A 24,558-nucleotide genomic window follows, 5' to 3' on the forward strand; every position below is an offset into this window, starting at 1 on the left:
ATCCGGCTACAAAACTCCGCGCACTTGTAGCCCGGCTAAGCGCAGCGTAAGCCGGGAAAAGCCAGCATGAGTATCCCGCCCAAACCAGCGGGCGCCCACGGATGGGTTAACGGCGGTCACAACCGCCTTATTAACATACTATTATTTGTACCATCATTTTCTTATGCGCCGCGTTGCCGGCGCGTTTTGGATGTAAGCCATGTCGTATACACCGATGAGCGATCTCGGCCAGCAGGGTCTGTTTGATATCACCCGGCTTTTATTACAGCAGCCCGATCTGGCTGCGCTGAGCGAAACCCTGACCCGCCTGGTGCAACAGTCCGCGCTGGCCGACGAAGCGGCCATTATCCTGTGGAACGCAGGCAACCACCGCGCGGCCAGATACGCCTGCGATGAGGCAGGCCAGCCGGTGAGCTACGAAGATGAAACCGTGCTCGCCCACGGCCCTGTACGCCGCTTACTCTCCCGGCCGGATGCCCTGCATTGCGATCATGAGACCTTTGCCGACACCTGGCCGCAGCTTATCCGCAGCGGGATCTATCGCCCGTTCGGGTACTACTCGCTGCTGCCGCTGGCGGCCGACGGGCGGATCTTCGGCGGTTGCGAATTTCTGCGTCGTGACAACCGGCCATGGAGCGAGAAAGAGTTCCAGCGGCTGCATACCTTTGCGCAGATCGTCGCCGTGGTCACCGAGCAGATTCAGAACCGGGTCAGCAACAACGTCGATTACGATCTGCTGTGCCACGAGCGCGACAACTTTCGCATCCTGGTGGCGATCACCAACGCGGTCCTCTCGCGTCTGGATATCGACGAGCTGGTCAGCGAGGTGGCGAAAGAGATCCATCGCTACTTCCGGATCGATGCCATCAGCGTAGTGCTGCGCAGCAACCGCAAAGGGAAGCTCAACATCTATTCCACCCACTATCTTGACGCCAGCCATCCGGTTCACGACCAGAGCGAGGTGGATGAAGCCGGCACCCTCACCGAGCGGGTGTTCAAAAGCAAAGAGATGCTGCTGCTTAACCTGCACGAGCATGACACTCTCGCGCCGTACGAGAAAATGCTCTTCGAGATGTGGGGCAACAAGATCCAGACCCTGTGCCTGCTGCCGCTGATGTCCGGCAACACCCTGCTCGGCGTGCTGAAGCTGGCGCAGTGCGACGAACAGGTGTTTACCACCACCAATCTCAAGCTGCTGCGGCAGATCGCCGAGCGGGTGTCGATCGCTATCGATAACGCCCTCGCCTACCGCGAAATTCAGCGCCTGAAAGAGCGACTGGTGGATGAGAACCTCGCCCTCACCGAGCAGCTCAACAATGTCGAGAGCGAATTCGGGGAGATCATCGGCCGCAGCGAGGCGATGAACAATGTGCTCAAGCAGGTCGAGATGGTGGCCCACAGCGACAGCACCGTGCTGATCCTCGGCGAAACCGGCACCGGTAAAGAGCTTATCGCCCGCGCCATTCATAACCTCAGCGGACGAAACAGTCGGCGGATGGTGAAGATGAACTGCGCCGCGATGCCCGCCGGGCTGCTGGAGAGCGATCTGTTCGGCCACGAACGCGGCGCGTTTACCGGGGCCAGCGCCCAGCGTATCGGCCGCTTCGAACTGGCGGACAAAAGCTCCCTGTTCCTTGATGAAGTGGGCGATATGCCGCTGGAGCTGCAGCCCAAGCTGCTGCGCGTCCTCCAGGAGCAGGAGTTCGAACGCCTGGGGAGCAACAAGCTGATCCAGACCGACGTCCGACTGATCGCCGCCACCAACCGCGATCTCAAGCAAATGGTTATCGACAGGGAATTCCGCAGCGATCTCTACTACCGGCTCAACGTGTTCCCGATCCACCTGCCGCCGCTGCGCGAGCGTCCCGACGACATCCCGCTGCTGGTGAAGGCGTTTACCTTCAAAATCGCCCGCCGCATGGGACGCAATATCGACAGCATCCCGGCGGAAACCCTGCGCACCCTGACGCGCATGGAGTGGCCGGGCAACGTGCGCGAGCTGGAAAACGTCATCGAACGGGCAGTCCTGCTGACCCGCGGCAACGTGCTGCAGCTCTCCCTGCCGGAGCGGGATATCGTCGAGCCTCCGCGGTCGCCAGAGGTCCTGCCTGAGGAAGGCGAAGATGAATATCAGCTGATCGTCCGGGTGCTGAAGGAGAGCAACGGCGTGGTGGCCGGGCCGAAGGGCGCCGCCCAGCGGCTGGGGCTGAAGCGCACCACGCTCCTGTCGCGCATGAAGCGGCTGGGCATTAATAAAGACGAACTGGTGTAGCCTCGCACGCTCCCTCTTTGCGCGCCGCCAGGAGGGAGCGCTGGCGCAGCGCGCTATTTGTCGCGGGTAAAACCGTTGCTGGTCGCCAGTTCGGCAAACCACAGCGCATTGCGTTTTATCTGTCGCTCGCCAGTCTCCAGATCCAGTCGCCAGAAGCCGTAGCGCCGTTTGAAGGCATTGATCCACGACCAGTTGTCGATAAACGTCCACTGATGCACGCCAAAGCAGTTCGCGCCGTCGGCAATAGCGCGGTGCAGCTGCACCAGATGCTCTTCCATCAGTTGAATGCGGAAAGTATCGTCTATGACCCCGTCCGCCCCGGGCTCGCCCTCTGATTGTCGATCCATCGCGATACCGATTTCCGCGAGATACCACTTAATATTGCCGTAGTTTTCACGAATATTGGCGGCAATGTCGTAAATAGCCTGCGGCAGGATCTCGTTGTTATCACGATAGGGGTTAAAGCGGCCCTGCGGGTTCACCGCGTTTTCGAAATAGTATTCCGGGGTGAAATAATCGAGGTCATATTCGCTCTCACGCGCTTTTACCCGCCGCGGCACGTAATAGTTCACCCCAAGAAAATCGATCTCCGCGCTGAGGATCAACGCCACGTCGTCTTTGCTGGTCGTCGGCAGGCAGTCGTGGGCGGCGAGGATCTCGCACAGCGCTTTAGGGAATTCATGTTTTACCAGCGGGTCAAGGAAGCTGCGGTTAAAAAACAGGTCGGCATACCAGGCGGCCTTTTTATCCGCGTCGCTGTCGGTGAGCGTATAGCTCGGAGTCAGGTTGAGCACCACGCCGATCTCGCCCGCCAGCGCCAGTTCACGATAAGCCGTTACCGCTTTGGCATGCGCCAGCATAATGTTAAACGCCACCTGCGCCGCCAGCCGGCCATCTTTCTTACACGGATAGTGGAAGTCGTACAGGTAGCCTCCCTCAACCGGTACAATCGGCTCGTTGAAGGTTATCCAGTATTTAACCTTATGGCCAAACAGGTTAAAGGCGGTGCGGGCAAAGCGGGCAAACAGCTCTGCTACGTGCGCCGATTCAAAGCCACCGTACTGTTTCTGCAGCACCTCAGGCATATCAAAATGGTAGAGATTGATCATCGGCTCAATGCCGTTGGCGATCATCTCATCAAGATAGGCGTGATAAAAACGCACCGCGTCCGGGTCCGGCGAGCCGGTTTCAAAATCCGCGATCAGTCGTGACCACTGAATCGAGGTTCGAAACGAGTTGAAGCCGGTCTGTTTCATCAGCGCCACGTCCTGCGGATACTGATGATAAGTATCACACACGGTTTGCGGCCCTACCTGTTGATAAAATCGCTCCGGCTGTTCAGCAAACCAGCTGTCCCAGATGGAACGATGGCGTTTATTGGTGACCCCTTCCGTTTGCGGGCCGGACGCCGCCGCCCCCCACAGAAACCCTTGCGGAAACTGATACTGCTGCATAACCTCTCCTTTCGAAAAAAGGCTGCGCCCGTCTGGCGCAGCCTGAGCGTACTACTCCGCGACCACTTCGATCGATTTAATAAACATATAGCCCCAGTCGCCGGCGAAGCGGCCGAAGTCAACCTGATTGCTCCCCGCTTTCAGCGTTACGGGTATCCGCAGCTGCTGGCCCTGCTCATCCGTCTGCGGGAAGGCCACGGCCTGCGGAGCGCCCCCGTTGACGACAAAGGAGTTCTGCTTGCCGCCCCATTTGCCGTTGAAGGTTACGTTGAGCTGGAACTGACCGCTCCACGGCGCCTGCACCTGCCAGCTGATCTTATCCCCCTCGCTGGCAAATGGGCCGAGAAAACCGTCCTCGCCAACTGCCAGCGCGTCTTTATCACTCTTCATTACCGTCAGGCGCCCCTCAGCCACGCCATAGACTTTGCCGTGATAACGACAGAAATCCGCCGGCGCCTTCCCCGTCGCCTCGCCCACCGTCACGGTCACGGTTTTGCTGCTTTTCAGCAGCCCATCGTCGGCAGTGAACGTCAGCGCATAGGTGCCTGGCGCCGTGAACCAGGCCCGGGTTTGCGGCCGATCGGCATGGCAGAAATGTACCTGTCCGTCGCCGGCGTGCTGCCAGCCCACTTTCACCTCTCGCGACGGCAGGCCATCGTCCTGCCAGTTGGCCGTAAGCTCGACGCCCTGGTCCTGAGTGGTAGTTAAGGCGGGTTCCAGCGTGATAGCCGGCGGCTGATTCACCTCACTATGCTTCACGCTAATCACATTGGAAGGGGCAGAACGACCGCTCTCGTTTTTCGCCCTCACCCGGTAATAGTACGTACGCCCGAGCTGAAGCTGACGATAATCGTCGCGGAACAGAACCATGGTTTCCGGGTTCCATTCGTTAACGCCATCGGATATATCCCGGCCCACCACCGTCCACGGCCCGGTCGGCGAACCAGCGCGTTCGACATCGTAGCTACGTCCTACCGCGGCACCCATCCAGTTGATCGCGAAGGGCGAGGTGGTCTCGCGCAGCAGAGGCGCGTCCGGCTTCGGCAGCGGCGCCATCCTCTGCTGTCCGGCCATCTGCGCTGCGGCGGTGCGCACCAGATCGACCACCGCCTGCTCCTGGTTCGCTTCGCCTTCTTTTGCAAACCCCGGCAGGTGGTAGCTGTAGTGTCCGGTCGACTCCTTATGCCAGTAGAAGCCGCCGTCGTGACGATGGCCGCGGAAGCCCCAGATAAGCCCCCCGGCGGCTTGCGCCCCGTTGACCTCGCTGTGAACAATCGACTGCATAATGGCGTTCAGCTGATCCGCCGGCAGCAAGCCAAACTCGCCGACGAGATAGACTTTTTGCCCGCCGACGGCGCGTAGATCCTGCGTCACCTGCCCGGGATGGTTATTATCGGCGTTGGTGTAATAGTGATTACTGACGATATCCACATTGGGGTCAGTCAACGCAAAAGAATTGATTTTCTTATAGGTGCCATCCATCACCAGCTGGTTGGGAGCCCACTTTTTAATCCACGCCGCGGTCTGCTGCAGAAAATCGGCATTGGTATCCTCCAGCTCGTTACCGGTCTCCCAGGCCATGATCGCCTTCTCATCAAAATAGGCGCGGCCGGTGACGGTATTTGTCCGGGTGATGACCTGACGGATCACATCCAGATAGGCTTTGAAGGTCTTGCTATCGGTACGATAAAAGTCTTCCGCTTTTTCGTGGTAGAACGCCGCCAGCTGCTCGCGCCCGCCCCACCACCACCAATGGTCGATAAAGGGCAGGATCAGACGCAATCCCTGTTTATCCGCTTCGGCAATCATGTTGTCATACACCCGCATGGCTTTCTCATTCAGCCGCGGCATGCCGTCCGCCGTTTCCGGCGCGAGAATATGGGTCTCGCGGCCGCAGGCCTTGTCAAACTCCTGCTGCACCGACAGCACGTAGACGCGCTGGGCTTTCGCCCCGGTTTGCACCATCGCCTGGATCCAGTTTTGCTGCTCCTGGGCCGTCGGCCATTTAAAGTATTGCCCCCAGCCGCGCGGGTCTGCCCTGCAAGGGCCGCGGGCGTCGTCTTCAATGCGGTGCAGCTCCGGCGCGTGGATCCCGGCGAAGCGAAACACCTTATCGCCATCCTTGAGAGCGGCGCCGTCGCGAGTGATAAAGTGTTCAAAATGCGAGCGCTCGGCGGCCAGCGCCCCGCCGGCCCCCAGCGCGGACAGCAGCCCCATTAGCAGCAGGTTTTTCATCGGCTTCATCGCTGTCTCTCCTTAGAACCAGACTTCGGCCTGTACGCCGAAGTTAACGGTGTCGGTTGAGCCACTGCGGGAATAACCGCCGGCGGTGATGGTATTGGTATCCCAGTTGTAGTTGCCGTCCAGCGCATCGGAGACACCTTTGTCCCACTTCGCGTAGGTGACGAAGAAACGCAGCTGCGGGCGCGCCCAGAAGCCGGAGTCAAAAGTCAGCGTTGGCGCAACGGTGACTTTGGTCAGGCCGCCTTTGCCTTTGCCGTTAACCCCTTTGTAGTTTTTGTCATCCAGGTATTCGTAGCCCAGCTCGTACTGCATGGCAAAGTTGCGGGTGATCTGATGATAGGGGCGGATACCGGCGACCCACATCGAGCGTCCCCAGCCATTGTCATCTTCCGTCCACCAGCGGTAGTTTTTATCCTTCTGCCAGAAGGCGAAGGTGGAGATTTCCAGATCGCCCATCGAGGCCACGCTATCCAGCACCACCCGCCAGGACTGGGTGTTTTCCAGATTGGCCCAGCCCCAGCCGTTTTTACCCAGCGAGTCGCCCGCCGCCAGCCCTTTGCCGTACTGCAATGCGAGGCGGGAGTACCCCCCGGTGAGCCCATAAAAACCGTCAAAGTTATAAATACCGGTCACGCCATAGCCCTTTTCGGCGGAAGTCGGATGCTTTTCGTTACGGTTCATGTGGTGGCCGATCAGCTCCAGATCGAAGCCTGTCCCGGCGATCTTTTTCAGCCACAGGTTGAGGGAGTAATCATCCGGGTAGCCCTGATCTCCCTTATCCACCGGGTAGGCTTTGGTTTCATCGGTGGGCGAAAAGGCGTAGACCCCGGCGTCGAAGCGCGCGAAGCCCAGATCCATGTTATCGAAGCCGCCGCCGGTGCCATTGTATTGAATGTACTCCCAGTCAAACTGATGGCTGGAAGTGTTGGAGCTGCTGTAGCGCTTACCGGCCCAGAAGGTCATCTCCGGCGCAAAATCCAGATTGCTCAGCTCGGCGAACCCTTCACGAAACTGCACATCATGGCCATCGTCATCCTGACAGTTCCAGTCGGAGGTGCATTTCGACTGGTGAGTGAGGTTGGCCTGCACTTTCGCCACCACGCCGCTCTCCGCCGTCAGCGTTACGGTGGGGATCAGTTCGATCTTGGTGTCTTCTTCGTTGCCCAGTCGCCACTTGCCGTCCGGCATCAGGCCGACGGAGTCCGCGCGGTTGCCATCAGAATTGGCAAGGATCCCGGAGCGAATATAGCCATGCAGCGCAAAATCATACTTCGGATCGGCGCAGGCCAGGCTGCTGGTCCCGGCCAGCGAGAGGAGAGCCAGAGGTATTGAGTGTTTCAGCTTTATCATTATTTTTTTCCCACGTTATGTTTGTTAACACGAACCGATAACGGAGGGGAAATTTACGGATCAAAAATGGAAATGTACATCCACAAATGGAAAGCGCTTTCCATAATTGCCTATCTGGTTCACAAAATTCGCTCTGCGACGAAAATATTCGTGAGACTGATCACATAAAATAACAAGAATACCGCCGGAAGCCGGCAGCAGAGCGGAAGAAAGAGAAAGTGAACAGGTGCCGTCGGGGGAGAAGCCGCCGACGGCGAGGGGATCAGCGCTCGGTTTCCGCGAGCTGGCGTTCGTAAACTTTGAAGAAGGGGCGATAAAGCATCCAGGCGTTAAACATCGCGAACAGGCTCATGCACAAATTTTTCCAGCTGCCGTTCGCCGACCATGCCGCCCCCAGCGGAGAAGGCATCGACCAGGGTAGCATCGCCACCGCGCGATCGAGGATGCCCAGCTGAGTCAAATACCATGCAATACAGGCATTTATCAGCGGAACAAAGAGAAACGGCAGTAAAAAAACCGGGTTCATAATCACCGGAAAACCAAACAGTATCGGCTCGTTGATATTAAACAGCGACGGCAGCAGGCCAATTTTGGCCACGCTTTTCAGCTGCCGTGAGCGGCTGCGCATCGCCATCAATACCAGCGGCAGAGTGGAGCCGATACCGCCGATCAGCAGGTAAAAATCCCAGAATCCCTGCAGATAAATATGCGGCAACGTTGCCGAACCCGCCGCCAAAGCCTGCTGATTTTCAAACAGATAGGTCATCCAGAAGGGGTTCATAATCCCGGTGATAATCAGCGCGCCGTGGATACCGATAAACCAGAGTAAGTTACAGATAAACAAAGAGATAAGTACCGCCATCAACGTGTCGGACGCCAGCACCAGCGGTCGCACCGCTTCGCTGATTAGCTCCGGTACGATGCGCCCGGTGGTCTGCAGCAATATGGCATTCATCACGCTTATCGACAGCATCACCACCAGCAGCGGGATCAGCAGTTGAAAGCCATTGCGAGTCATCAGCGGCACTTCATCAGGCAGGCGGATACACCAGCCTTTTTTGTAGAAAAAACGAATTATCTCAATGGAATAGGTACTGGATATCAGGGCGGTAAATATCCCCATGCCGCCGAGATAAACGTTGCTCACCGCAGTCTCGCGAAAGCCAATAAACAGCAGAAAAGCCAGACACCCGGTTAAACCACAGAGCCGTTCCGGCAGACGGTACTGCTTGGCGAGACTGGCGCTGGCGCCGAAAGCGACAATCAGCGCCACCAGGCCAATGGTTAGCTGAAAGGTCGGCAGCAGGATAGGCCGCAGCAGCAAATAGACCTGGCCGAAACGCGAGGCGCCGTCGATGGAAACGGGCGGAAACAAAATGGGAACCAACAGGCTGCCAACAATCACAAATGGCATCGCCAGCGCAAAGCTATCGCGCATCGCCGTAATGTGGTTGTTGCGCGTCAGAACATTCGCCAGCGGCGCCAGCCGCTGCTCGATGATGTCCACGGCCACATTCATTAACTGAATGTTCATACTCCTACCTTTGCGAATGATTGTCTCGCCGGGATGATCGCCCACAACACCGGAAAGTGAAAGCCTGCCATAGGTGATCATGGTCACAATAAATAAATCCATAAACGGAAAGCGCTTTCCGTAATGCATCCATTTTGACTATAGTTCGCACATCCAACCTCATCAGGAGCGGTACTTATGAAAAAAATTATGTTGTGTTGTTCGGCAGGCATGTCCACCAGCCTGCTGATGAAAAAAATGATTGTGGAAGCCGAACAGCGGGGCCTGCCGGTAGAGATCAACGCCTATGGCGTAGCAGAGTTCGCCGAACAGGTTGGCCATTATCAGGTGGTGCTGCTGGGGCCGCAGGTGAAATACATGCAGCAGGATTTGCAAAAGCAGGCGGATAAATACGGTATCCGCGTCGAACCCATCAATATGATGGACTACGGCATGCAAAAAGGTGCCGCAGTCCTTGATTTCGCCCTTTCCCTCATCGAAAACAAGAACTAAGGAAAGATCATGAGCTCTCTGTACGCTAAATTGATCGATGTGATCGAACGGCAGATCACGCCTATGGCGGGAGCGATCGGCCAGCAAAAATACGTTACCTCCATCCGCGACGGTTTTATTACCGCCCTGCCCTTTATGATCGTCGGCTCGTTTTTGCTGGTGTTTATCTTCCCGCCGTTTTCTCCGGATACGACGTGGGGCTTTGCCCGCGCCTGGCTGCAATTTTCGCTCGATCATCGCGAGGCGCTGATGCTGCCGTTCAACTTCAGCATGGGGGTGATGACCCTGTTTATCACCGTCGGGATCGCCGCCAGCCTCGCCAAGCACCATCACCTGGACTCATTGACCGCCGGGATGCTGTCGCTGATGTCGTTTCTGCTGGTCGCCGCGCCGCTGAAAGATGGCCAGATCTCTACTGCCTACTTCTCCGGCCAGGGGATCTTTACCGCCATTCTGGTGGCTATCTATTCCACCGAGCTGTACGCCTTCCTCAAGCGACATAACATCACCATTCGCCTGCCGCCGGAAGTGCCTGCCGGGGTAGCGCGCTCGTTCGAGATCCTGATCCCGGTGCTGGCGATCATCCTGACGCTACATCCGCTGAACCTGTTTATCGAGGCCCAGCTGGGGATGATCATTCCGGAAGCGATCATGTCGCTGGTGAAACCGCTGGTCGCAGCTTCCGATACGCTGCCGGCGATCCTGCTGTCAGTGCTGGTCTGTCAGGTACTGTGGTTCGCCGGGATCCACGGCGCGCTGATCGTCACCGGGATCATGAACCCGTTCTGGATGGCCAACCTGTCGGTCAATCAGGCGGCGATGGCCGCTGGCACCGCTATCCCGCACATCTATGTCCAGGGCTTCTGGGATCACTATCTGCTGATCGGCGGCGTCGGCTCAACCCTGCCGCTGGCGCTGATGCTGCTGCGCAGCAAGGCCGTGCATCTGCGGACGATTGGCCGGATGGGCGTGGTGCCGGGCGTATTTAACATCAACGAACCGATTCTGTTCGGCGCGCCGATCATCATGAACCCGCTGTTCTTCCTGCCGTTCGTGCTGGTGCCGATGGTCAACGCGACCCTGGCGTACTTTGCGCTGAAGCTGGACCTGGTCAGCCGCGTAGTGTCGATGACGCCGTGGACGACGCCGGCCCCTATCGGCGCCTCGTGGGCGGCGAACTGGAGCTTTAGCCCGGTGATCCTGTGCCTTATTTGTATGGCCACCGCCATGGTGATGTACCTGCCATTTCTCAAAGCTTACGAAAAACAGCTGCTGGCCCAGGAGCGTGAAAACGCCGTCGACCAGGCTGACAACGCGGCGCAAACCGCTTAACGCTAACGATTCAGAGGATAATCATGGAATTAGAAGAACAGGTGATGGGGATCATCATCAACGCCGGCCAGTCCCGTAGCCTGTGCTACGAAGCGCTGCACGCCGCTAAAGCGGGTGATTTCGCCACCGCCGACGCCAAAATGCAGGAAGCGGCGCACTATTCCCGCGAAGCTCACCTTGTGCAGACCCAGCTTATCGAAGCTGACGAAGGCGAGGGAAAAACCAAAATGACGCTGGTGATGGTCCATGCTCAGGATCACCTGATGACCTCCATTCTGGCGAAAGAGCTGATTGCCGAACTGATTGCGATTTACCGCGCGCAACCGCTTCACGCCTAGCGCCTTGCCCGGCCAGACGTGCTGGCCGGGTCTGATTCCCCGAGGTCACTATGTTACATCTTGGAATAGATATTGGCGGCACCAAAATGGAGGCCGTACTGCTGGATCCCGCAGGCGAATGCGTCCAGCGCCTGCGTCGGCCAACCCACAAAGAGAGCTATGACGCCTTTATGCGTCAGCTGCTGACCCTGATTGCCGATATGCGCGCGGTCAGCCCGCAGCCGTTCACTCTGGGGATCGGCCTGCCCGGGGCTATCGATCCGCAAAGCGGACGCATTAAAAACTGCAACTGCCTGGTGCTCAACGGCCACGATCTGCGCCGGGATATCATGCAGCAGCTTGGCCAACCGGTGTGGATGGCAAACGATGCCGACTGCTTCACCCTTTCCGAGGCGGTCGATGGCGCCGGCGCCGGCGCCACCACCGTCTTCGGGGTGATTATCGGTACCGGCTGCGGCGGCGGGATCGCCGTTCATCAACAGCTGCTCAGCGGCCCCAACGCTATCGCCGGAGAGTGGGGACATAATCCGCTGCCGGGCTATACTCCTGAGCGCGATGGCCCGCCGCAGCCCTGCTACTGCGGCAAAACGAACTGCATCGAAAGCTTTGTTTCCGGCACCGGCTTCGCCCGCCGCTACGGGGAACAAGCGCGTGCGGAAGCCATTGTCGCCGCAGCGCAAAACGGCGATCCGCGCGCGCTGGCCCACTGGCGTCATTTTATCGACGCCTTTGCCCGCAGCCTGGCGTCAGTGATCAACATTCTCGACCCGCAGGTGATTGTGCTGGGCGGCGGTTTGTCCAACGTCCGCCAGATCTATCGCGATCTGCCTGCCGCCATCGTGCCGTGGATCTTCTCCGACAGCTGCCGCACGCAGATCAAACCGGCCCGCTTCGGCGACGCCAGCGGCGTGCGCGGCGCGGCCTGGCTGCCCCGGTTGCCCGGCGCCGCGGACGGGCCTCGGTAGACACTTTTTTCAGCAGGTATGTTAAGCTAGGCGAAAATGTCCAGACAGAAAAAGCCATGCCAACGATTGATGATGTTTCAAGATTAGCGAATGTCTCAAGAGCGACGGTTTCCCGCGTGCTGACCGGCACCCGGGGCGTGCGCGAAGAGAGCCGGGAAGCTGTGCTGCGGGCCGTTGAAGAACTCAACTATCGCCCGAGCTTTGCCGCGCAAAACCTCGCCAGTCAGACATCGAGCCACGTTGGCCTGGTGATTTCCGCGCAGGACGAGAGCCACGGCGCGCGTCTGTTGCCGCTCCTCTCGCAGGCGCTGAAAGGGCTGAATAAAAGCCTGCTGGTCCAGTACGTCAGCGACCCGGTAGAGCAGGCGGCGGCGATCGACGATCTGCAGCGCCAGTGCGTGGCGGTGGTGGTGCTGGGCGCCGTTGCCGCCGACGCGCCGCGCAACGTTATCGCCTTTGACCGCTTCGGCGTCGCTGGAAGCAACAGCCAGGGCTATGACTTCGCCTTCGCCACCGAAAGCGCCTGCCGCTATGTGATTGGCAAGGGACACCGCAACATCGCCCTGCTGGTGGACAGCGATAGCGACGATGCCAGCCGCCAGATGCTGGAAGGCTACCGCAACGTCCTGCAGAACTACTCCATTCCTTTTAACCGCCAGCTGGTGCTGACGGCCAACGATGATGTCGAGCAGGCGCTGCTGACCTTAATTAACAGCTTCAGTAAATACTCAGTCATTATCGTTAAACGCGACCGCTACGCGGCTGAAGCAATGCGCCTGCTGCGCGAATTCACCATCGCCGTCCCGCAGGAGGTCTCCCTGCTGAGCCTTGAGGATTCCCCCCTCGCCTCGCTGCTCTATCCGCCGCTGACCTGCATCTCATGGCCACTGGAGGCGCTGCTGGATAACTGTATTCAGCGTATTCGCAGCCTGATAGACGACCGGCCAACGTTCACCGCCGAGGGCCGCTCGCTGGCCGGCCGCCTGATCCCGCGCCAGTCGGTCGCCGATATCTCTTGATCTCCGCCCGGTTCGCGCCGGGCCAACCTTGCCTCCCCTTTCTCGCGCTTTCGTTTCCCGGCTCATTATTACCCCTGCACGCAAATAAGAATTATTTTCATTTATAAATAGCTTGTGCTATATAACATAGCAATTGCTATAAACGCTGAGAAATTAACCACACCATTGCGAGGATCCTATGCTGCATCTGACACCGCTGAAATCATTGCTGCTGGCCAGCGCGCTGGCCCTGCTGGCCGCGGCGCCGGCCTCGGCGCAGGAGAAATTCAGGGTTATCACCACCTTCACGGTTATCGCCGATATGGCGCAGAACGTGGCCGGCGATGCCGCCGTCGTCAGCTCCATCACCAAACCGGGCGCGGAGATCCACGACTACCAGCCCACCCCCGGCGATATCAAACGCGCGCAGGGGGCGCAGCTGATCCTCAGCAATGGTCTCAATCTCGAACGGTGGTTTGCCCGCTTTTATCAGCACTTGCAGGGCGTCCCGGAGGTGGTGGTCAGCGAGGGGATCCAGCCGATGGGCATCAGCGCGGGCCCCTATAGCGGGAAGCCCAATCCCCATGCCTGGATGTCGGCAGATAACGCCCTGATCTATGTCGATAATATTCGCGACGCGCTGGTGAAATACGATCCGCCTCACGCCGACACCTATCGCCGCAACGCCGAGGCCTACAAAGAGAAGATCTGCCAGACGATGGCGCCACTGCAGGCCAGACTGGCGCAGCTGCCGGAGGATAAGCGCTGGCTGGTCACCAGCGAGGGAGCCTTCTCCTATCTGGCCCGCGACTATGGCCTGCGCGAACTGTATCTGTGGCCGATTAACGCCGACCAGCAGGGTACCCCGCAACAGGTGCGCAAGGTTATCGACACCATGAAGAGAGAACAGATCCCGACCATCTTCAGCGAAAGCACCATCTCCGATAAACCGGCCCGTCAGGTGGCGCGCGAAGCCGGCGCCCACTACGGCGGCGTGCTGTATGTCGATTCGCTGAGCGCCGCCGACGGCCCGGTGCCGACCTGGCTCGACCTGCTGCGCGTCACCACCGAAACCATCGTCAACGGTATCCAGGACGGGATGAGGAAACAGCCATGAATACAGCGCAAGCGGGTCTGTATGTCGACCAGCTCACCGTTACCTGGCGCAACGGCCACACCGCCCTGCGCGACGCCTCGTTCAGCGTACCACGCGGCGCCATTGCCGCGCTGGTGGGGGTTAACGGCTCGGGTAAATCCACGCTGTTTAAAGCGCTGATGGGCTTTGTGCGCATCGGTCACGGCGAGATCGCCATACTCGGCCAGCCGGTCAATCGCGCGCTGCGCCAGAATCTGGTCACCTATGTCCCGCAGTCGGAAGAGGTGGACTGGTCCTTCCCGGTGCTGGTGGAGGATGTGGTGATGATGGGCCGCTACGGCCATATGGGCTGGCTGCGGCGGGCAAAGCCGCGCGATCGCGAAATCGTCGATGCCGCGCTGGCCCGCGTGGGCATGAGCGAGTACCGCCATCGGCAAATTGGCGAGCTCTCCGGTGGGCAGAAAAAGCGCGTCTTCCTTGCCCGCGCCATCGCTCAGCAGGGTCAGGTGATCCTGCTGGATGAGCCTTTTACCGGCGTCGATGTGCAGACCGAAGCGCGGATCATCAGCCTGCTGCGCGAGCTACGCGATGAGGGCTGCACCATGCTGGTCTCCACCCATAACCTCGGGTCCGTAAGTGAGTTTTGCGATTATACGGTGATGGTAAAAGGCACCGTGCTGGCCAGCGGCCCGACAGAAACCACCTTCACCGCCGAGAATCTGGAGCGGGCTTTCAGCGGCGTGCTGCGCCACGTCGCCTTCACCGGCGCGGAAGCGCAGATTATCACCGATGACGAGCGGCCGTTTATCAGCCGGCGCGCGGCGGGAGGACCACGATGAGCTGGCTGCTGGAGCCGTTTGGCTATCACTATATGCTCAATGCGATGTGGGTATCGGCGCTGGTGGGCGGCGTCTGCGCCTTTCTCTCCTGCTACCTGATGCTCAAAGGATGGTCGCTGATTGGCGACGCCCTTTCCCACTCGATTGTGCCCGGCGTCGCCGGGGCCTATATGCTCGGCCTGCCGTTTGCCCTCGGCGCGTTTCTCTCCGGCGGCCTGGCGGCGGGCAGTATGCTGTTTTTGCAGCAGCGATCGCGGCTAAAAGAGGATGCGATTATCGGCCTGATCTTCTCCTCCTTCTTCGGTATCGGACTGTTTATGGTGTCGCTGAACCCGACGTCGGTGAATATCCAGACCATTATCCTCGGCAATATTCTGGCCATCGCCCCGGAGGATATTATCCAGCTGGCGGCGATCGGCTTTATCTCGATGGCGATCCTGCTGCTGAAGTGGAAAGATCTGATGGTGACCTTCTTCGATGAAAACCACGCCCGCTCGATTGGTCTGAACACCCGCGGCCTGAAGCTGCTGTTCTTTACCCTGCTGGCGGCCTGCACCGTAGCGGCGCTGCAGACCGTCGGCGCCTTTCTGGTCATCTGCCTGGTGGTCACTCCCGGGGCCACCGCCTGGCTGTTAACCGACCGCTTCCCGCGCCTGCTGGCCATCGCCGTCGCCATCGGCAGCCTGACCAGCTTCTTCGGCGCCTGGCTCAGCTACTATCTCGACGGCGCCACCGGCGGCATTATCGTGGTGGCGCAAATGCTGCTGTTCCTCATCACCTTTATCTTTGCGCCGAAGCATGGCCTGCTGGCCAACCGCCGCCGCGCCAGGGAGGCCGCATGCTGAATCTGTTCCTGGCTCCGTTTCAGTTTCCATTTATGGTCAACGCGATAACGGTATCGATGGTCGTCGCCGTGCCCTGCGCGCTGCTGTCGGTCTTTCTGGTGCTTAAAGGCTGGGCGCTGATGGGCGACGCCATGAGCCACGCGGTCTTTCCCGGCGTGGTGCTGGCCTACATTATCGGCATCCCCTTTGCCATCGGCGCGTTTATCGCCGGGCTGCTGTGCGCCGTAACGACCGGTTTTCTTGACGATAACAGCCGCCTCAAACGCGATACCATTATGGGAATTGTCTTCTCCGGCATGTTTGGCGCCGGGCTGGTGCTGTACGTAGCGATCCAGTCCGACGTCCATCTCGACCATATTCTGTTCGGCGACATGCTGGGGATCTCCCTCAGCGATATTGGACAAACGGCGGCTATCGCGCTGGTGATAGCGCTGATTATCGGGCTGAAATGGCGGGATTTTTTGCTGCACGCCTTCGATCCGACGCAGGCCAAAGCCAGCGGCCTGCGCGGCGGGCTGCTGCACTACGGCCTGCTGTGCATGATCGCCCTGACCATCGTCGCGACGCTGCAGTCGGTAGGGATTATTCTGTCGATTTCGCTGCTGATTGCCCCCGGGGCGATCGCGCTCCTGCTGGTACGGCGCTTTATCCACGCCCTGCTGCTGGCGGTGGCAGTGGCGGTCTGCTGCTCGGCGGGAGGGGTGTGGCTGGCGTTTTATCTCGATAGCGCGCCGGCGCCGACTATCGTGGTGCTGTTCACCGCGCTGTTTGTGGTCGCCTTTGTGGCAAGCACGATCCGGGATAGCCGGAAACAGAAAACTTCAGCAACCATCTCCGGCGGCGGCTAACGCCTTACCGGGGCTACAAAAAACGCGAGTTGTCCGCCGGCTGCGCGCCGCGCAGGTCGGGGAAGGCCGCTATTTTTTCGGTCGGTATTTTTCCGGCAGCGGCGGCACCGGCCGCCTGTCATCCAGCAGATGGCGAAGGGTCAGGATCGGGTGGCGCCAGAGCATTCGCGGCCCGGCCCAGCGCATAATCTGCTTCATCTCTTCGCGCTTCGCCGGCTGGTAGCAATGCACCGGACACTGCTTGCAGGCCGGTTTATTGTCGCCAAACACGCACTTATCAAGGCGCTTATCGGCGTAGGCGTTCAGCGCCTGATAGTGTTCGGCGTCGTCGCGGGCCTCCGGACAGCGGCGCTGATAAAGCCCAATCATCCGACCGATCGTCTGCTTTTCACGTTCGATGCGTTTGCCCACCGTCAATTTCCCTCCCCACAAAAAGATGCATCAATAATACACCTTTTAAGCCGGCCACGCAGCCGCTTTCCTAACGATCAGGTCGGGTGAGCGGGTTTATCAACATGCCCCAATGCTTTTTCCGGGAAGCAGACATCGCGCACCCGGCGTTTCAGCTCTGCCGCATCCGGAAAGCCGCCATCCTGCTTGCGCTCCCAGATCTGCTGGCCGTCGATATCGATAGTGAAGATCCCGCCGGTGCCCGGCACCAGCGTCACCGAGGCGATATCGGTGCTGAAGGTGTGTAACAGCTCCTGCGCCATCCAGCTGGCGCGCAGCATCCAGTTGCACTGGGAACAATAGGTGATGGTGATAGCCGCTTTTGAATTCATCGTCATCTCGCTCAGGCTGAAAGGGCACAGTGTAAACAATGTGCAGTTTAAATGAGGAATACATCAATATTTTGTTGCAAACGATAATACCTATCATTACCATTCGCAATCAACAAATGGAGTTAGACCCTATCCGCAACGGAAAAGACGGAGCAACCTGCAACTCTGGAAGTAACGCGTGAGCCGATACTAATAACGATCAAGGCGTGGCGACTATGTACAAATCGACTCCGTCAGCAGCAGGGTGTAAAAAACGCCTGCTGGTGACCTCTTTGCTTGCAGCAATTTATCAAACTTCTGCCGTCGCAGCAGGCACTTCCGCCATCGGCGGCGAGGCGGTGGATGACACCTCGGAACAAATGACCGTCACCGCTCCCGCGCCGGCGCAAAAAGCCGGTAACGAGCACAGCATCAGCGCCCGGGAGCTGGAGGATAAAGGCGCTAACGATTTCGGCTCAATCATGCGCTATGAGCCGCTCATCAGCGCCACCGGGGCCAGCGGCGGCTCCGGCAACGGCAAAAGCGGCTTCGACCGCGGGGGCTACACCGGCTACAACATTCGCGGTATGGAGAGCAACCGCGTCGGCATCGACGTGGACGGTATCGCCCAGCCCAACGCCACCGGCCGCGGCTACGTCGGTCGCGCCGGGCTCAACACCTTCGGCATCGGCCGCGATTATATCGACCCCTATATGTACGGCAGCGTGGATATCCAGTCCGGCGCCACCTCGACGGAAACGGCCAACAGCGCCATCGGGGGGAATGTCTCCTTCCGCCCGAAATCGGCGGATGATTACCTGCGCCCGGGCAAAACCAGCGCCTTCGGCTATCGCAGCGGCTACGACTCCGCGGATCGCAGCTGGCACAACGGGGTGACCGTCGCCGGCGGCGATGAGTTCCTGCGCGGCATTTTGGTCTACAGCCGCCGCGATGGTCAGGAAACCGAAAATAACAGCGGCACCGTCGATGCCTACCCGGCGAACTGGCACTCCGATGCCTTTCTGGCCTCCGGGATCTGGCAGCCCAACGACGAGCACAAGCTAACCAGCACCTTCGACTATTACCATAAAACCAACCACACCCACTACGATACCTGGGACTCCAGCGGCAACAGCACCATCGGCACCGCCAACCAGACCAGCCAGACCCGGCGCTGGGGCCTGAGCCTGAAGGATGACTGGACGCCGATGAATGACTACCTCGACAGCGTCTCCAGTAAAATCTATTACCAGCATACCGAAGCCCATGACTGGACGTATATGCCGGACAGCGTCACCCGCAGAATGCAGACGGTGAACTCCAACTACGACACCGACACCTGGGGCCTGCAGACCGCACTGGCGAAAACCCTGGGCCGCCACGATCTGAGCGCCGGCTTTAACGCCAGCACCAGCAAAACCCAGCGGCCGTTCAGCCAGTCGCCAATCCCCAGCGTTTACAGCGAGATCATGCAGCCGGAGGCGGATAGCCGCAGCTACACCCTCGGCGGTTTTGTTCAGGATAAGATCAACTTCGATCTCGATAGCCACAATTTCGCCATTATTCCCGGCGTGCGTGTGGTACATCAATCGACGAAGCCGGAAAATCTGTCCGACCTCGCCGCCAACAGCAGCGCGCTGACCGAATCGTCAGTGGCCAGGCTGTATGGTAAAAACAGCGATACCCAGGTTCTGCCGTCGTTGACCTTCCAGTACGACCTCACCCCGCGTCTGATGACCTACCTGCAGTACCAGCGCGGGGCGCAGTTCCCCAACGCCAGCCAGCTGTATGGCTCCTGGAACCTTGGCTCCAGCTACGCCGGCAGCCAGCAGTATGCCCTGATCGGCAATACCGATCTGAAGACGGAAACCAGCGACAATCTTGAGTGGGGACTGAAGGGGGAAGTTACCGAAGGCATCACTCTGCGCACGGCGCTGTTCTACAACAGCTATAAGAACTTTATCGCCTATACCCGCTATACCCGGGCGAATAATCCGGGCCAGTTCACCAACGTGCCGTCGAATATCTACACCATTTATCAGGCGGAAAACCGCGATAAAGCCTATATCTACGGCGGTGAAATCAGCACTAAATTTAACTTTGGCACCTGGTATGAGCAGGTGGACGGCCTGAGCGCCACCCTCGCCCTCGGCTATAGCGAAGGGAAATCGAAATCCAGCTACAGCGGCGATAAATACGTCGACCTCGACAGCGTAGCGCCGATGAAAGCCATCGTCGGCGTGGCGTGGGACGATCCGGCGAAACGCTACGGCACCGCCCTGACGGCGACCTTCGTCAAAGGGAAACAGGCGACCGCCACCAATCGCGAAAGCTACAGCAACAGCGGATCCGCCATCACCGATGCCAGCAGCGACTATATGCGCGTGCCGGGCTACGGCATGCTGGACTGGACCGCGTACTGGCAGGTAGCGAAAAACGTGCGCCTCAATGGCGGGGTCTACAACCTCACCGATCGTAAATACTGGGATTACCTGAGCAGCCGCAATATCGAGACCGGCACCAACCAGGACGCCAACGATAAAGCGCTGGCGGTGATGCCGGGCCGCACCTGGCAGCTCGGAGTCAACGTCGACTTCTGATTGTCCGAATAACCACTCACCTGCCCCGGCCCACCGGCCGGGGATATTGATCATCGAGAAGGATATAATTATGCCCAATGCCCACCCCGATTTGTGGCAGCGCTACCAGGCCACCAAAGCGGCCAGCGCCGCGAAATATGCCCGCGATATCGCCGCGGAAATGGGGATCAGCGAAGCCGAACTGACCGCCGCCCGCCTCGGCCATGATGCCGTGCGCCTGAGCGATGACGCCCGGGCGCTGATTGCCGGCCTGGAGCGCGTCGGTGAAACCAAATGCATCTGCCGCAACGAGTATGCCGTGCATGAGCAGGTCGGCCAGTTCACGCACCAGCACCTCAGCGGCCACGCCGGGCTGGTGCTCAACCCGCGCGCGCTCGACCTGCGTCTGTTCCTCAGCCAGTGGGCCAGCGCCTTCCATCTGAACGATAACGGTCGCCAGAGCATTCAGTTTTTCGACCACCACGGTGACGCCCTGCTGAAAGTCTATGCGACCACGCAGACCGACATGGCGGCCTGGGACACCCTGATCGCGGAGTATCGGGTGGCGGCCCCGGCACCGCTGACCCTGCGCCCGCTGGAGCCGGTGAAATATGCCGAGAGCGCCGATGGAGCCGCGCTGGAGAACGACTGGCGCGAGATGACCGACGTACACCAGTTCTTCGGTCTGCTGCGTAAATATCAGCTTTCCCGCCAGCAGGCCTTCCGTCTGGTGAGCGACGACCTCGCCTGCCGCGTTGATCGCCATGCGCTGCCAGCGTTACTGGAGACGGTGCGCCAGGAGGGCAATGAAATCATGATCTTCGTCGGCAATCGCGGCTGCGTGCAGATTTTCACCGGCGCCCTGGAAAAGCTGGCGCCGATGCGCGGCTGGCTGAATATCTTCAATCCCACCTTTACCCTCCATCTGCGCGAAGAGAGCATCGATGAAGTGTGGGTGACCCGTAAGCCGACCTCAGACGGACACGTCACCAGCGTCGAGCTGTTCGCCAAAGACGGCACCCAGATTGCCCAGCTCTATGGCCAGCGCAGCGAGGGCCACCCCGAGCAGGCGCAATGGCGCCAGCAGGTGGATCGTCTGACCCGCGAAGGACTGCCCGCATGATGCGCTGGTTACTGCTTCTCATCGCCTTCCCGCTGCTGAGCCACGCCGCTGTGGAGCGGCTCGTCACCCTCGGCGGAGATGTCACTGAGATCGTCTATGCCCTTGGCGCGCAACAGAGCCTGGTCGCCCGGGACAGCACCAGCAGCTGGCCCCCGACGGCGCAAAAACTGCCGGATGTCGGCTACCTGCGGCAGCTGAACGCTGAGGGGATCCTCGCATTACGTCCGCAGCTGGTGTTAGCGAGCGCCCAGGCGCAGCCCTCGCTGGTCTTACACAAGGTGCAGGCGAGCGGCGTGAAGGTGGTTAACGTGCCTGGCGGCGAAAACCTGGCCGCGATCGATAAAAAAGTGGCCGTCATTGCCGAAGCATTAGGCAAAACCCCGGCAGGCGACGCGCTGCGCCAGCAGCTTCAGCAGCAGATCGCCGCCATTCCAACGCAGCCGATTGCCAGGCGGGTGCTGTTTATTCTCAGCCACGGCGGAATGAATACCCTGGTGGCCGGGCAACACACCGCGGCCGATGGCGCCATTCGCACCGCCGGTCTGCAGAACGCGATGCAGGGCTTCGACCACTATCGGGCGATGTCGCAGGAGGGAGTGGCCGCCAGCCAGGCGGATCTGGTGGTGATCTCCGCCGATGGTCTCAAAGGGATGGGCGGCGAAGCCGGGCTGTGGAGCCTGCCCGGCCTGGCGCAGACCCCGGCGGGGCGTCATAAACAGCTGCTGACGATCGACGACATGGCCCTGCTCGGCTTTGGGCCGCGCACCCCGCAGGCAATTATCGCGCTGCGTGAAAAAGCGGAGCAACTGCCCTGATGCGCCCTGCCCTCGCCCGCCGTTTGCTGATGATGACGCTACTGCTGGTTTCGCTGACGCTGTTCGCCACCACCCTTGGCGCGATGCGTTTGCCGCTGGCCAGCCTGCTGCCCGCCGGGGATGAGATGCTGCGCCATATCTGGCTGACCATCCGTCTGCCACGGGTGCTGCTGGCCCTGCTGGTAGGCGCGGCGCTGGCCCTCTCCGGCTGCGTGATGCAGGGGCTGTTTCGCAACCCGCTAGCCGACCCGGGCCTGCTGGGCATCAGCAGCGGCGCCGCGCTGGCGGTGGCCTGCTGGCTGGTGCTCCCGCTTTCCGCATCGGGGCTGATCGCCCTGTATATGCCGATGCTGGCGGCGTTTATTGGTAGCCTGGCAGTGATGGTGGTGATTTTTATCCTCAGCCGGGCGGAGGAGGGTTCGCTGTCGCGCCTGCTGCTGGTAGGGATCGCCATCAACGCGCTGTGCGGGGCGCTGGTCGGCGTGCTGGCCTGGCTGAGCAACGACGCCCAGCTGCGCCAGCTGTCGCTGTGGGGCATGGGCAGCCTGGGCCAGGCCGAGTGGCCGACCCTGCTGGTGGCTGCGACCCTGATCATCCCGGCGGCGCTGGCGGTGTGGTGGATGGCCTCCCGCCTGAATTTGCTGCAGCTCGGCGATGAAGAAGCGCACTATCTCGGGGTCAACGTGCGGGCGCTGCAGCGCTGGCTGCTGCTGTGCAGCGCGGTGCTGGTGGCCGCGGCGGTGGCCATCAGCGGCGTCATCGGCTTTATTGGCCTGGTGGTGCCGCACCTGATGCGCCTGTGGCTGGGGCCGGACCATCGCGGGCTGATCCCCGGCTCGCTGCTGGCCGGCGCGATCCTGCTTCTGCTGGCCGACACCCTGGCCCGCACCATGGCGGCGCCGGCGGAGATGCCGGTCGGTCTGCTCACCAGCCTGCTGGGCGCCCCCTGGTTTCTGTGGCTGGTCTTTCGTCGGGAGAACTCCAGACATGGCTAATGCATATTGCGCGCAGGGGCTGGCGCTTCGCCTCGGCCAGCGGCAGATTATCGACAACATCTCCGTCGCGCTGCGCGGCGGCGAGATGACGGCGCTTATCGGGCCGAACGGCGCGGGCAAATCCACCCTGCTGCGGCTGCTGACCGGGTACCTGACCCCGGATAGCGGTACCCGCCGTCTGGCGGGCACGCCGCTGGAGGCGTTGTCACCCGAGGCGCTGGCGCGCCGGCGGGCGGTCATGCTACAGCGCACGGCCCTGCAGGCCGACTGGACGGTGGAAACGGTCATCGCCATGGGGCGCTCGCCGTGGGGCCCGACCGCGGACCCGGCGGAGCTGGCGGCGGTAATGGCCGTCACCGGCTGCGATGACCTTGCCGGCCGCCGCTATCCCGCCCTTTCCGGCGGCGAGCAGCAGCGGGTGCAGCTCGCCCGCTGTCTGGCGCAGCTGTGGCGCGACGGCGCGCCGCAGGGCTGGCTGTTTCTCGATGAGCCCACCTCGGCGCTGGACCTTTACTATCAACAGCATCTGCTGCGCTTGCTCAAACGGCTCACCGCCGGCGGGCAACTGCACGTGTGCGTGGTGCTGCATGACCTTAACCTCGCCGCCCTGTGGGCCGACCGCATCCTGCTGCTTCACCAGGGCCGCCTGGTCGCCCAGGGGACGCCGCAGGAGGTGATCCAGCAGTCGGTTATCCATCGCTGGTACGGGGCGGATGTTCGTCTCGGCCAGCATCCGGACAACGCGGCCCCCCAGGTCTATCTGGCGCCGTAACCCCCGCGCGGCGCAACTGGAATCCGGATCGCGCCGCGCGCGTTCGGTATTACACCGCAAAAGCTGATGAGCATTATACTTTCATATCTATCAGCGTTCCCTTTTGAGGGTCCCCATGAGCCGATACACAGTTGCTGGCAGCGAAGGCCAGTATGAGAAAAATTCAGGTGAACGGGTTTTGGCTAATAAACTCGGGATTGCTGACGCAAATGAGATGGATAGCGTAGAACTGGTACTGCTGGAACAACTTTATCGCTCGGTTTTTGAGGAACACTTTCCAACCGGATTGCTCAGCGTCAATATCCTGAAAAAGTGGCATTATCGCTGGTTAGGCAATATCTATGCATGGGCAGGCCAGGAAAGAACGGTCAATATCAGCAAAGGCGATTTTATGTTCGCCCCTTCAGCACAGCTGGCTAAACTGCTAAACGATTTTGATAAGAAATACCTTGCTCATTATACGCCTTGTTCAGGCATGAGTGAATTGCAGCTCACAGAAGCTATCGCAGTCACACATGTTGAATTGATCCTCATCCATCCATTCAGAGAGGGTAACGGGCGTTTATCACGATTATTAGCTGATGTGATGGCGGTGCAGGCTGGCTATAAACCGCTGAATTATCAAAGCTGGGAACAAAACAAAACCCAGTATATATCGGCTATCCATGCAGGTTTGACTCTGGACTATCGACCGATGAAACACTGGGTCAGTATGGCCTTAAGAAGGGATTAGGCAAGACGAAGATGCGCATATTTTTTGCGCGCGGCTTCAAGACTCTCTTCAACTCTGGCTGAGGGTTGCCCTGTCTCGACCGCGGTTGATGTCGCAACAGAACGAACGATGTCAGCGCGGGAAGGTCTGGCGTATGTGGCCTGATCTTTTTTGTTGTGACTCATGGCATCTCC

23 protein-coding genes are annotated in these 24,558 nt (G+C 59.8%); 16 read left to right on the forward strand and 7 right to left on the reverse strand.

What is annotated here, in order from left to right:
- The first annotated feature begins 199 nt into the window (after window positions 1–199).
- Window positions 200–2,272, forward strand: coding sequence for a formate hydrogenlyase transcriptional activator FlhA (flhA, locus tag CE636_RS09615; RefSeq protein ID WP_004205639.1), 2,073 nt, complete (start codon window positions 200–202; stop codon window positions 2,270–2,272).
- Between the two features lie 53 nt (window positions 2,273–2,325).
- Here flhA and CE636_RS09620 read toward each other — a convergent pair whose 3' ends face one another.
- The 4 genes from CE636_RS09620 to CE636_RS09640 all read right to left on the reverse strand — a co-directional run bounded on the left by CE636_RS09620 (window position 2,326) and on the right by CE636_RS09640 (window position 8,854).
- Complete coding sequence (locus tag CE636_RS09620) at window positions 2,326–3,726, reverse strand: glycoside hydrolase family 1 protein (RefSeq protein ID WP_017899631.1); 1,401 nt, start codon at window positions 3,724–3,726, stop codon at window positions 2,326–2,328.
- Between the two features lie 51 nt (window positions 3,727–3,777).
- Window positions 3,778–5,970, reverse strand: a complete 2,193-nt coding sequence (locus CE636_RS09625; RefSeq protein ID WP_017899630.1) for a CBM35 domain-containing protein — start codon at window positions 5,968–5,970, stop codon at window positions 3,778–3,780.
- A 12-nt stretch (window positions 5,971–5,982) separates the two neighbouring features.
- The gene (locus CE636_RS09630) at window positions 5,983–7,320 is read right to left on the reverse strand and encodes a maltoporin (RefSeq protein WP_017899629.1); all 1,338 of its coding nucleotides are present in this window, start codon (window positions 7,318–7,320) and stop codon (window positions 5,983–5,985) included.
- 262 nt (window positions 7,321–7,582) lie between these two features.
- On the reverse strand, window positions 7,583–8,854 hold the full coding sequence (locus CE636_RS09640) for a PTS sugar transporter subunit IIC (protein WP_094354778.1): 1,272 nt from the start codon (window positions 8,852–8,854) through the stop codon (window positions 7,583–7,585).
- A 177-nt stretch (window positions 8,855–9,031) separates the two neighbouring features.
- Here CE636_RS09640 and CE636_RS09645 point away from each other — a divergent pair, with 177 nt between their 5' ends.
- From CE636_RS09645 to CE636_RS09685, 9 genes are all read left to right on the forward strand, one after another.
- Window positions 9,032–9,346, forward strand: a complete 315-nt coding sequence (locus CE636_RS09645) for a PTS sugar transporter subunit IIB (protein ID WP_017899155.1) — start codon at window positions 9,032–9,034, stop codon at window positions 9,344–9,346.
- A gap of 9 nt (window positions 9,347–9,355) precedes the next feature.
- On the forward strand, window positions 9,356–10,678 hold the full coding sequence (locus CE636_RS09650; RefSeq protein WP_017899156.1) for a PTS cellobiose transporter subunit IIC: 1,323 nt from the start codon (window positions 9,356–9,358) through the stop codon (window positions 10,676–10,678).
- A 23-nt stretch (window positions 10,679–10,701) separates the two neighbouring features.
- On the forward strand, window positions 10,702–11,016 hold the full coding sequence (locus CE636_RS09655; protein WP_002914983.1) for a PTS lactose/cellobiose transporter subunit IIA: 315 nt from the start codon (window positions 10,702–10,704) through the stop codon (window positions 11,014–11,016).
- Window positions 11,017–11,066: 50 nt separating this feature from the next.
- Window positions 11,067–11,981, forward strand: a complete 915-nt coding sequence (locus tag CE636_RS09660) for an ROK family protein (RefSeq protein WP_017899157.1) — start codon at window positions 11,067–11,069, stop codon at window positions 11,979–11,981.
- 56 nt (window positions 11,982–12,037) lie between these two features.
- Window positions 12,038–13,000, forward strand: coding sequence for a LacI family DNA-binding transcriptional regulator (locus tag CE636_RS09665; RefSeq protein ID WP_004205633.1), 963 nt, complete (start codon window positions 12,038–12,040; stop codon window positions 12,998–13,000).
- Between the two features lie 178 nt (window positions 13,001–13,178).
- The gene (locus tag CE636_RS09670; RefSeq protein WP_017899158.1) at window positions 13,179–14,096 is read left to right on the forward strand and encodes a metal ABC transporter substrate-binding protein; all 918 of its coding nucleotides are present in this window, start codon (window positions 13,179–13,181) and stop codon (window positions 14,094–14,096) included.
- Entirely contained in the window at window positions 14,093–14,914 is an 822-nt protein-coding gene (locus tag CE636_RS09675; protein WP_017899159.1) for a manganese/iron ABC transporter ATP-binding protein, read from the forward strand. Before CE636_RS09670 ends, CE636_RS09675 begins: the two co-directional genes overlap by 4 nt.
- Complete coding sequence (sitC, locus tag CE636_RS09680) at window positions 14,911–15,759, forward strand: iron/manganese ABC transporter permease subunit SitC (RefSeq protein ID WP_017899160.1); 849 nt, start codon at window positions 14,911–14,913, stop codon at window positions 15,757–15,759. The genes CE636_RS09675 and sitC overlap by 4 nt, the downstream gene beginning before the upstream one ends.
- Entirely contained in the window at window positions 15,753–16,607 is an 855-nt protein-coding gene (locus tag CE636_RS09685) for a metal ABC transporter permease (protein WP_017899161.1), read from the forward strand. The genes sitC and CE636_RS09685 overlap by 7 nt, the downstream gene beginning before the upstream one ends.
- 69 nt (window positions 16,608–16,676) lie before the next feature.
- Here CE636_RS09685 and CE636_RS09690 read toward each other — a convergent pair whose 3' ends face one another.
- Together CE636_RS09690 and CE636_RS09695 are read right to left on the reverse strand one after the other, a co-directional pair.
- Window positions 16,677–17,018 (reverse strand): nitrous oxide-stimulated promoter family protein, encoded by a 342-nt coding sequence (locus CE636_RS09690; protein WP_017899162.1) that lies wholly within the window; start codon window positions 17,016–17,018, stop codon window positions 16,677–16,679.
- A 77-nt stretch (window positions 17,019–17,095) separates the two neighbouring features.
- Window positions 17,096–17,389 (reverse strand): SelT/SelW/SelH family protein, encoded by a 294-nt coding sequence (locus tag CE636_RS09695; protein WP_025999149.1) that lies wholly within the window; start codon window positions 17,387–17,389, stop codon window positions 17,096–17,098.
- A gap of 215 nt (window positions 17,390–17,604) precedes the next feature.
- Here CE636_RS09695 and CE636_RS09700 point away from each other — a divergent pair, with 215 nt between their 5' ends.
- The 6 genes from CE636_RS09700 (at window position 17,605) to CE636_RS09725 (ending at window position 24,385) form a co-directional block, all read left to right on the forward strand.
- Window positions 17,605–19,968, forward strand: coding sequence for a TonB-dependent receptor domain-containing protein (locus tag CE636_RS09700; protein ID WP_017899164.1), 2,364 nt, complete (start codon window positions 17,605–17,607; stop codon window positions 19,966–19,968).
- Between the two features lie 70 nt (window positions 19,969–20,038).
- Entirely contained in the window at window positions 20,039–21,070 is a 1,032-nt protein-coding gene (locus CE636_RS09705; protein WP_017899165.1) for a hemin-degrading factor, read from the forward strand.
- Entirely contained in the window at window positions 21,067–21,885 is an 819-nt protein-coding gene (locus CE636_RS09710) for a heme/hemin ABC transporter substrate-binding protein (RefSeq protein ID WP_017899166.1), read from the forward strand. Before CE636_RS09705 ends, CE636_RS09710 begins: the two co-directional genes overlap by 4 nt.
- Window positions 21,885–22,880, forward strand: a complete 996-nt coding sequence (locus tag CE636_RS09715; RefSeq protein ID WP_017899167.1) for a FecCD family ABC transporter permease — start codon at window positions 21,885–21,887, stop codon at window positions 22,878–22,880. Before CE636_RS09710 ends, CE636_RS09715 begins: the two co-directional genes overlap by 1 nt.
- Window positions 22,873–23,652, forward strand: a complete 780-nt coding sequence (locus CE636_RS09720) for a heme ABC transporter ATP-binding protein (RefSeq protein ID WP_017899168.1) — start codon at window positions 22,873–22,875, stop codon at window positions 23,650–23,652. Before CE636_RS09715 ends, CE636_RS09720 begins: the two co-directional genes overlap by 8 nt.
- 115 nt (window positions 23,653–23,767) lie before the next feature.
- Entirely contained in the window at window positions 23,768–24,385 is a 618-nt protein-coding gene (locus CE636_RS09725; RefSeq protein WP_017899169.1) for a Fic/DOC family protein, read from the forward strand.
- Here CE636_RS09725 and CE636_RS28660 read toward each other — a convergent pair.
- Entirely contained in the window at window positions 24,382–24,549 is a 168-nt protein-coding gene (locus CE636_RS28660) for a hypothetical protein (protein WP_162838135.1), read from the reverse strand. The two genes, CE636_RS09725 and CE636_RS28660, sit on opposite strands and share 4 nt — an antisense overlap.
- Window positions 24,550–24,558 lie beyond the last annotated feature (9 nt).

This window comes from Klebsiella sp. LY (genome assembly GCF_004010915.1).
Lineage (GTDB): Bacteria > Pseudomonadota > Gammaproteobacteria > Enterobacterales > Enterobacteriaceae > Klebsiella > Klebsiella quasipneumoniae.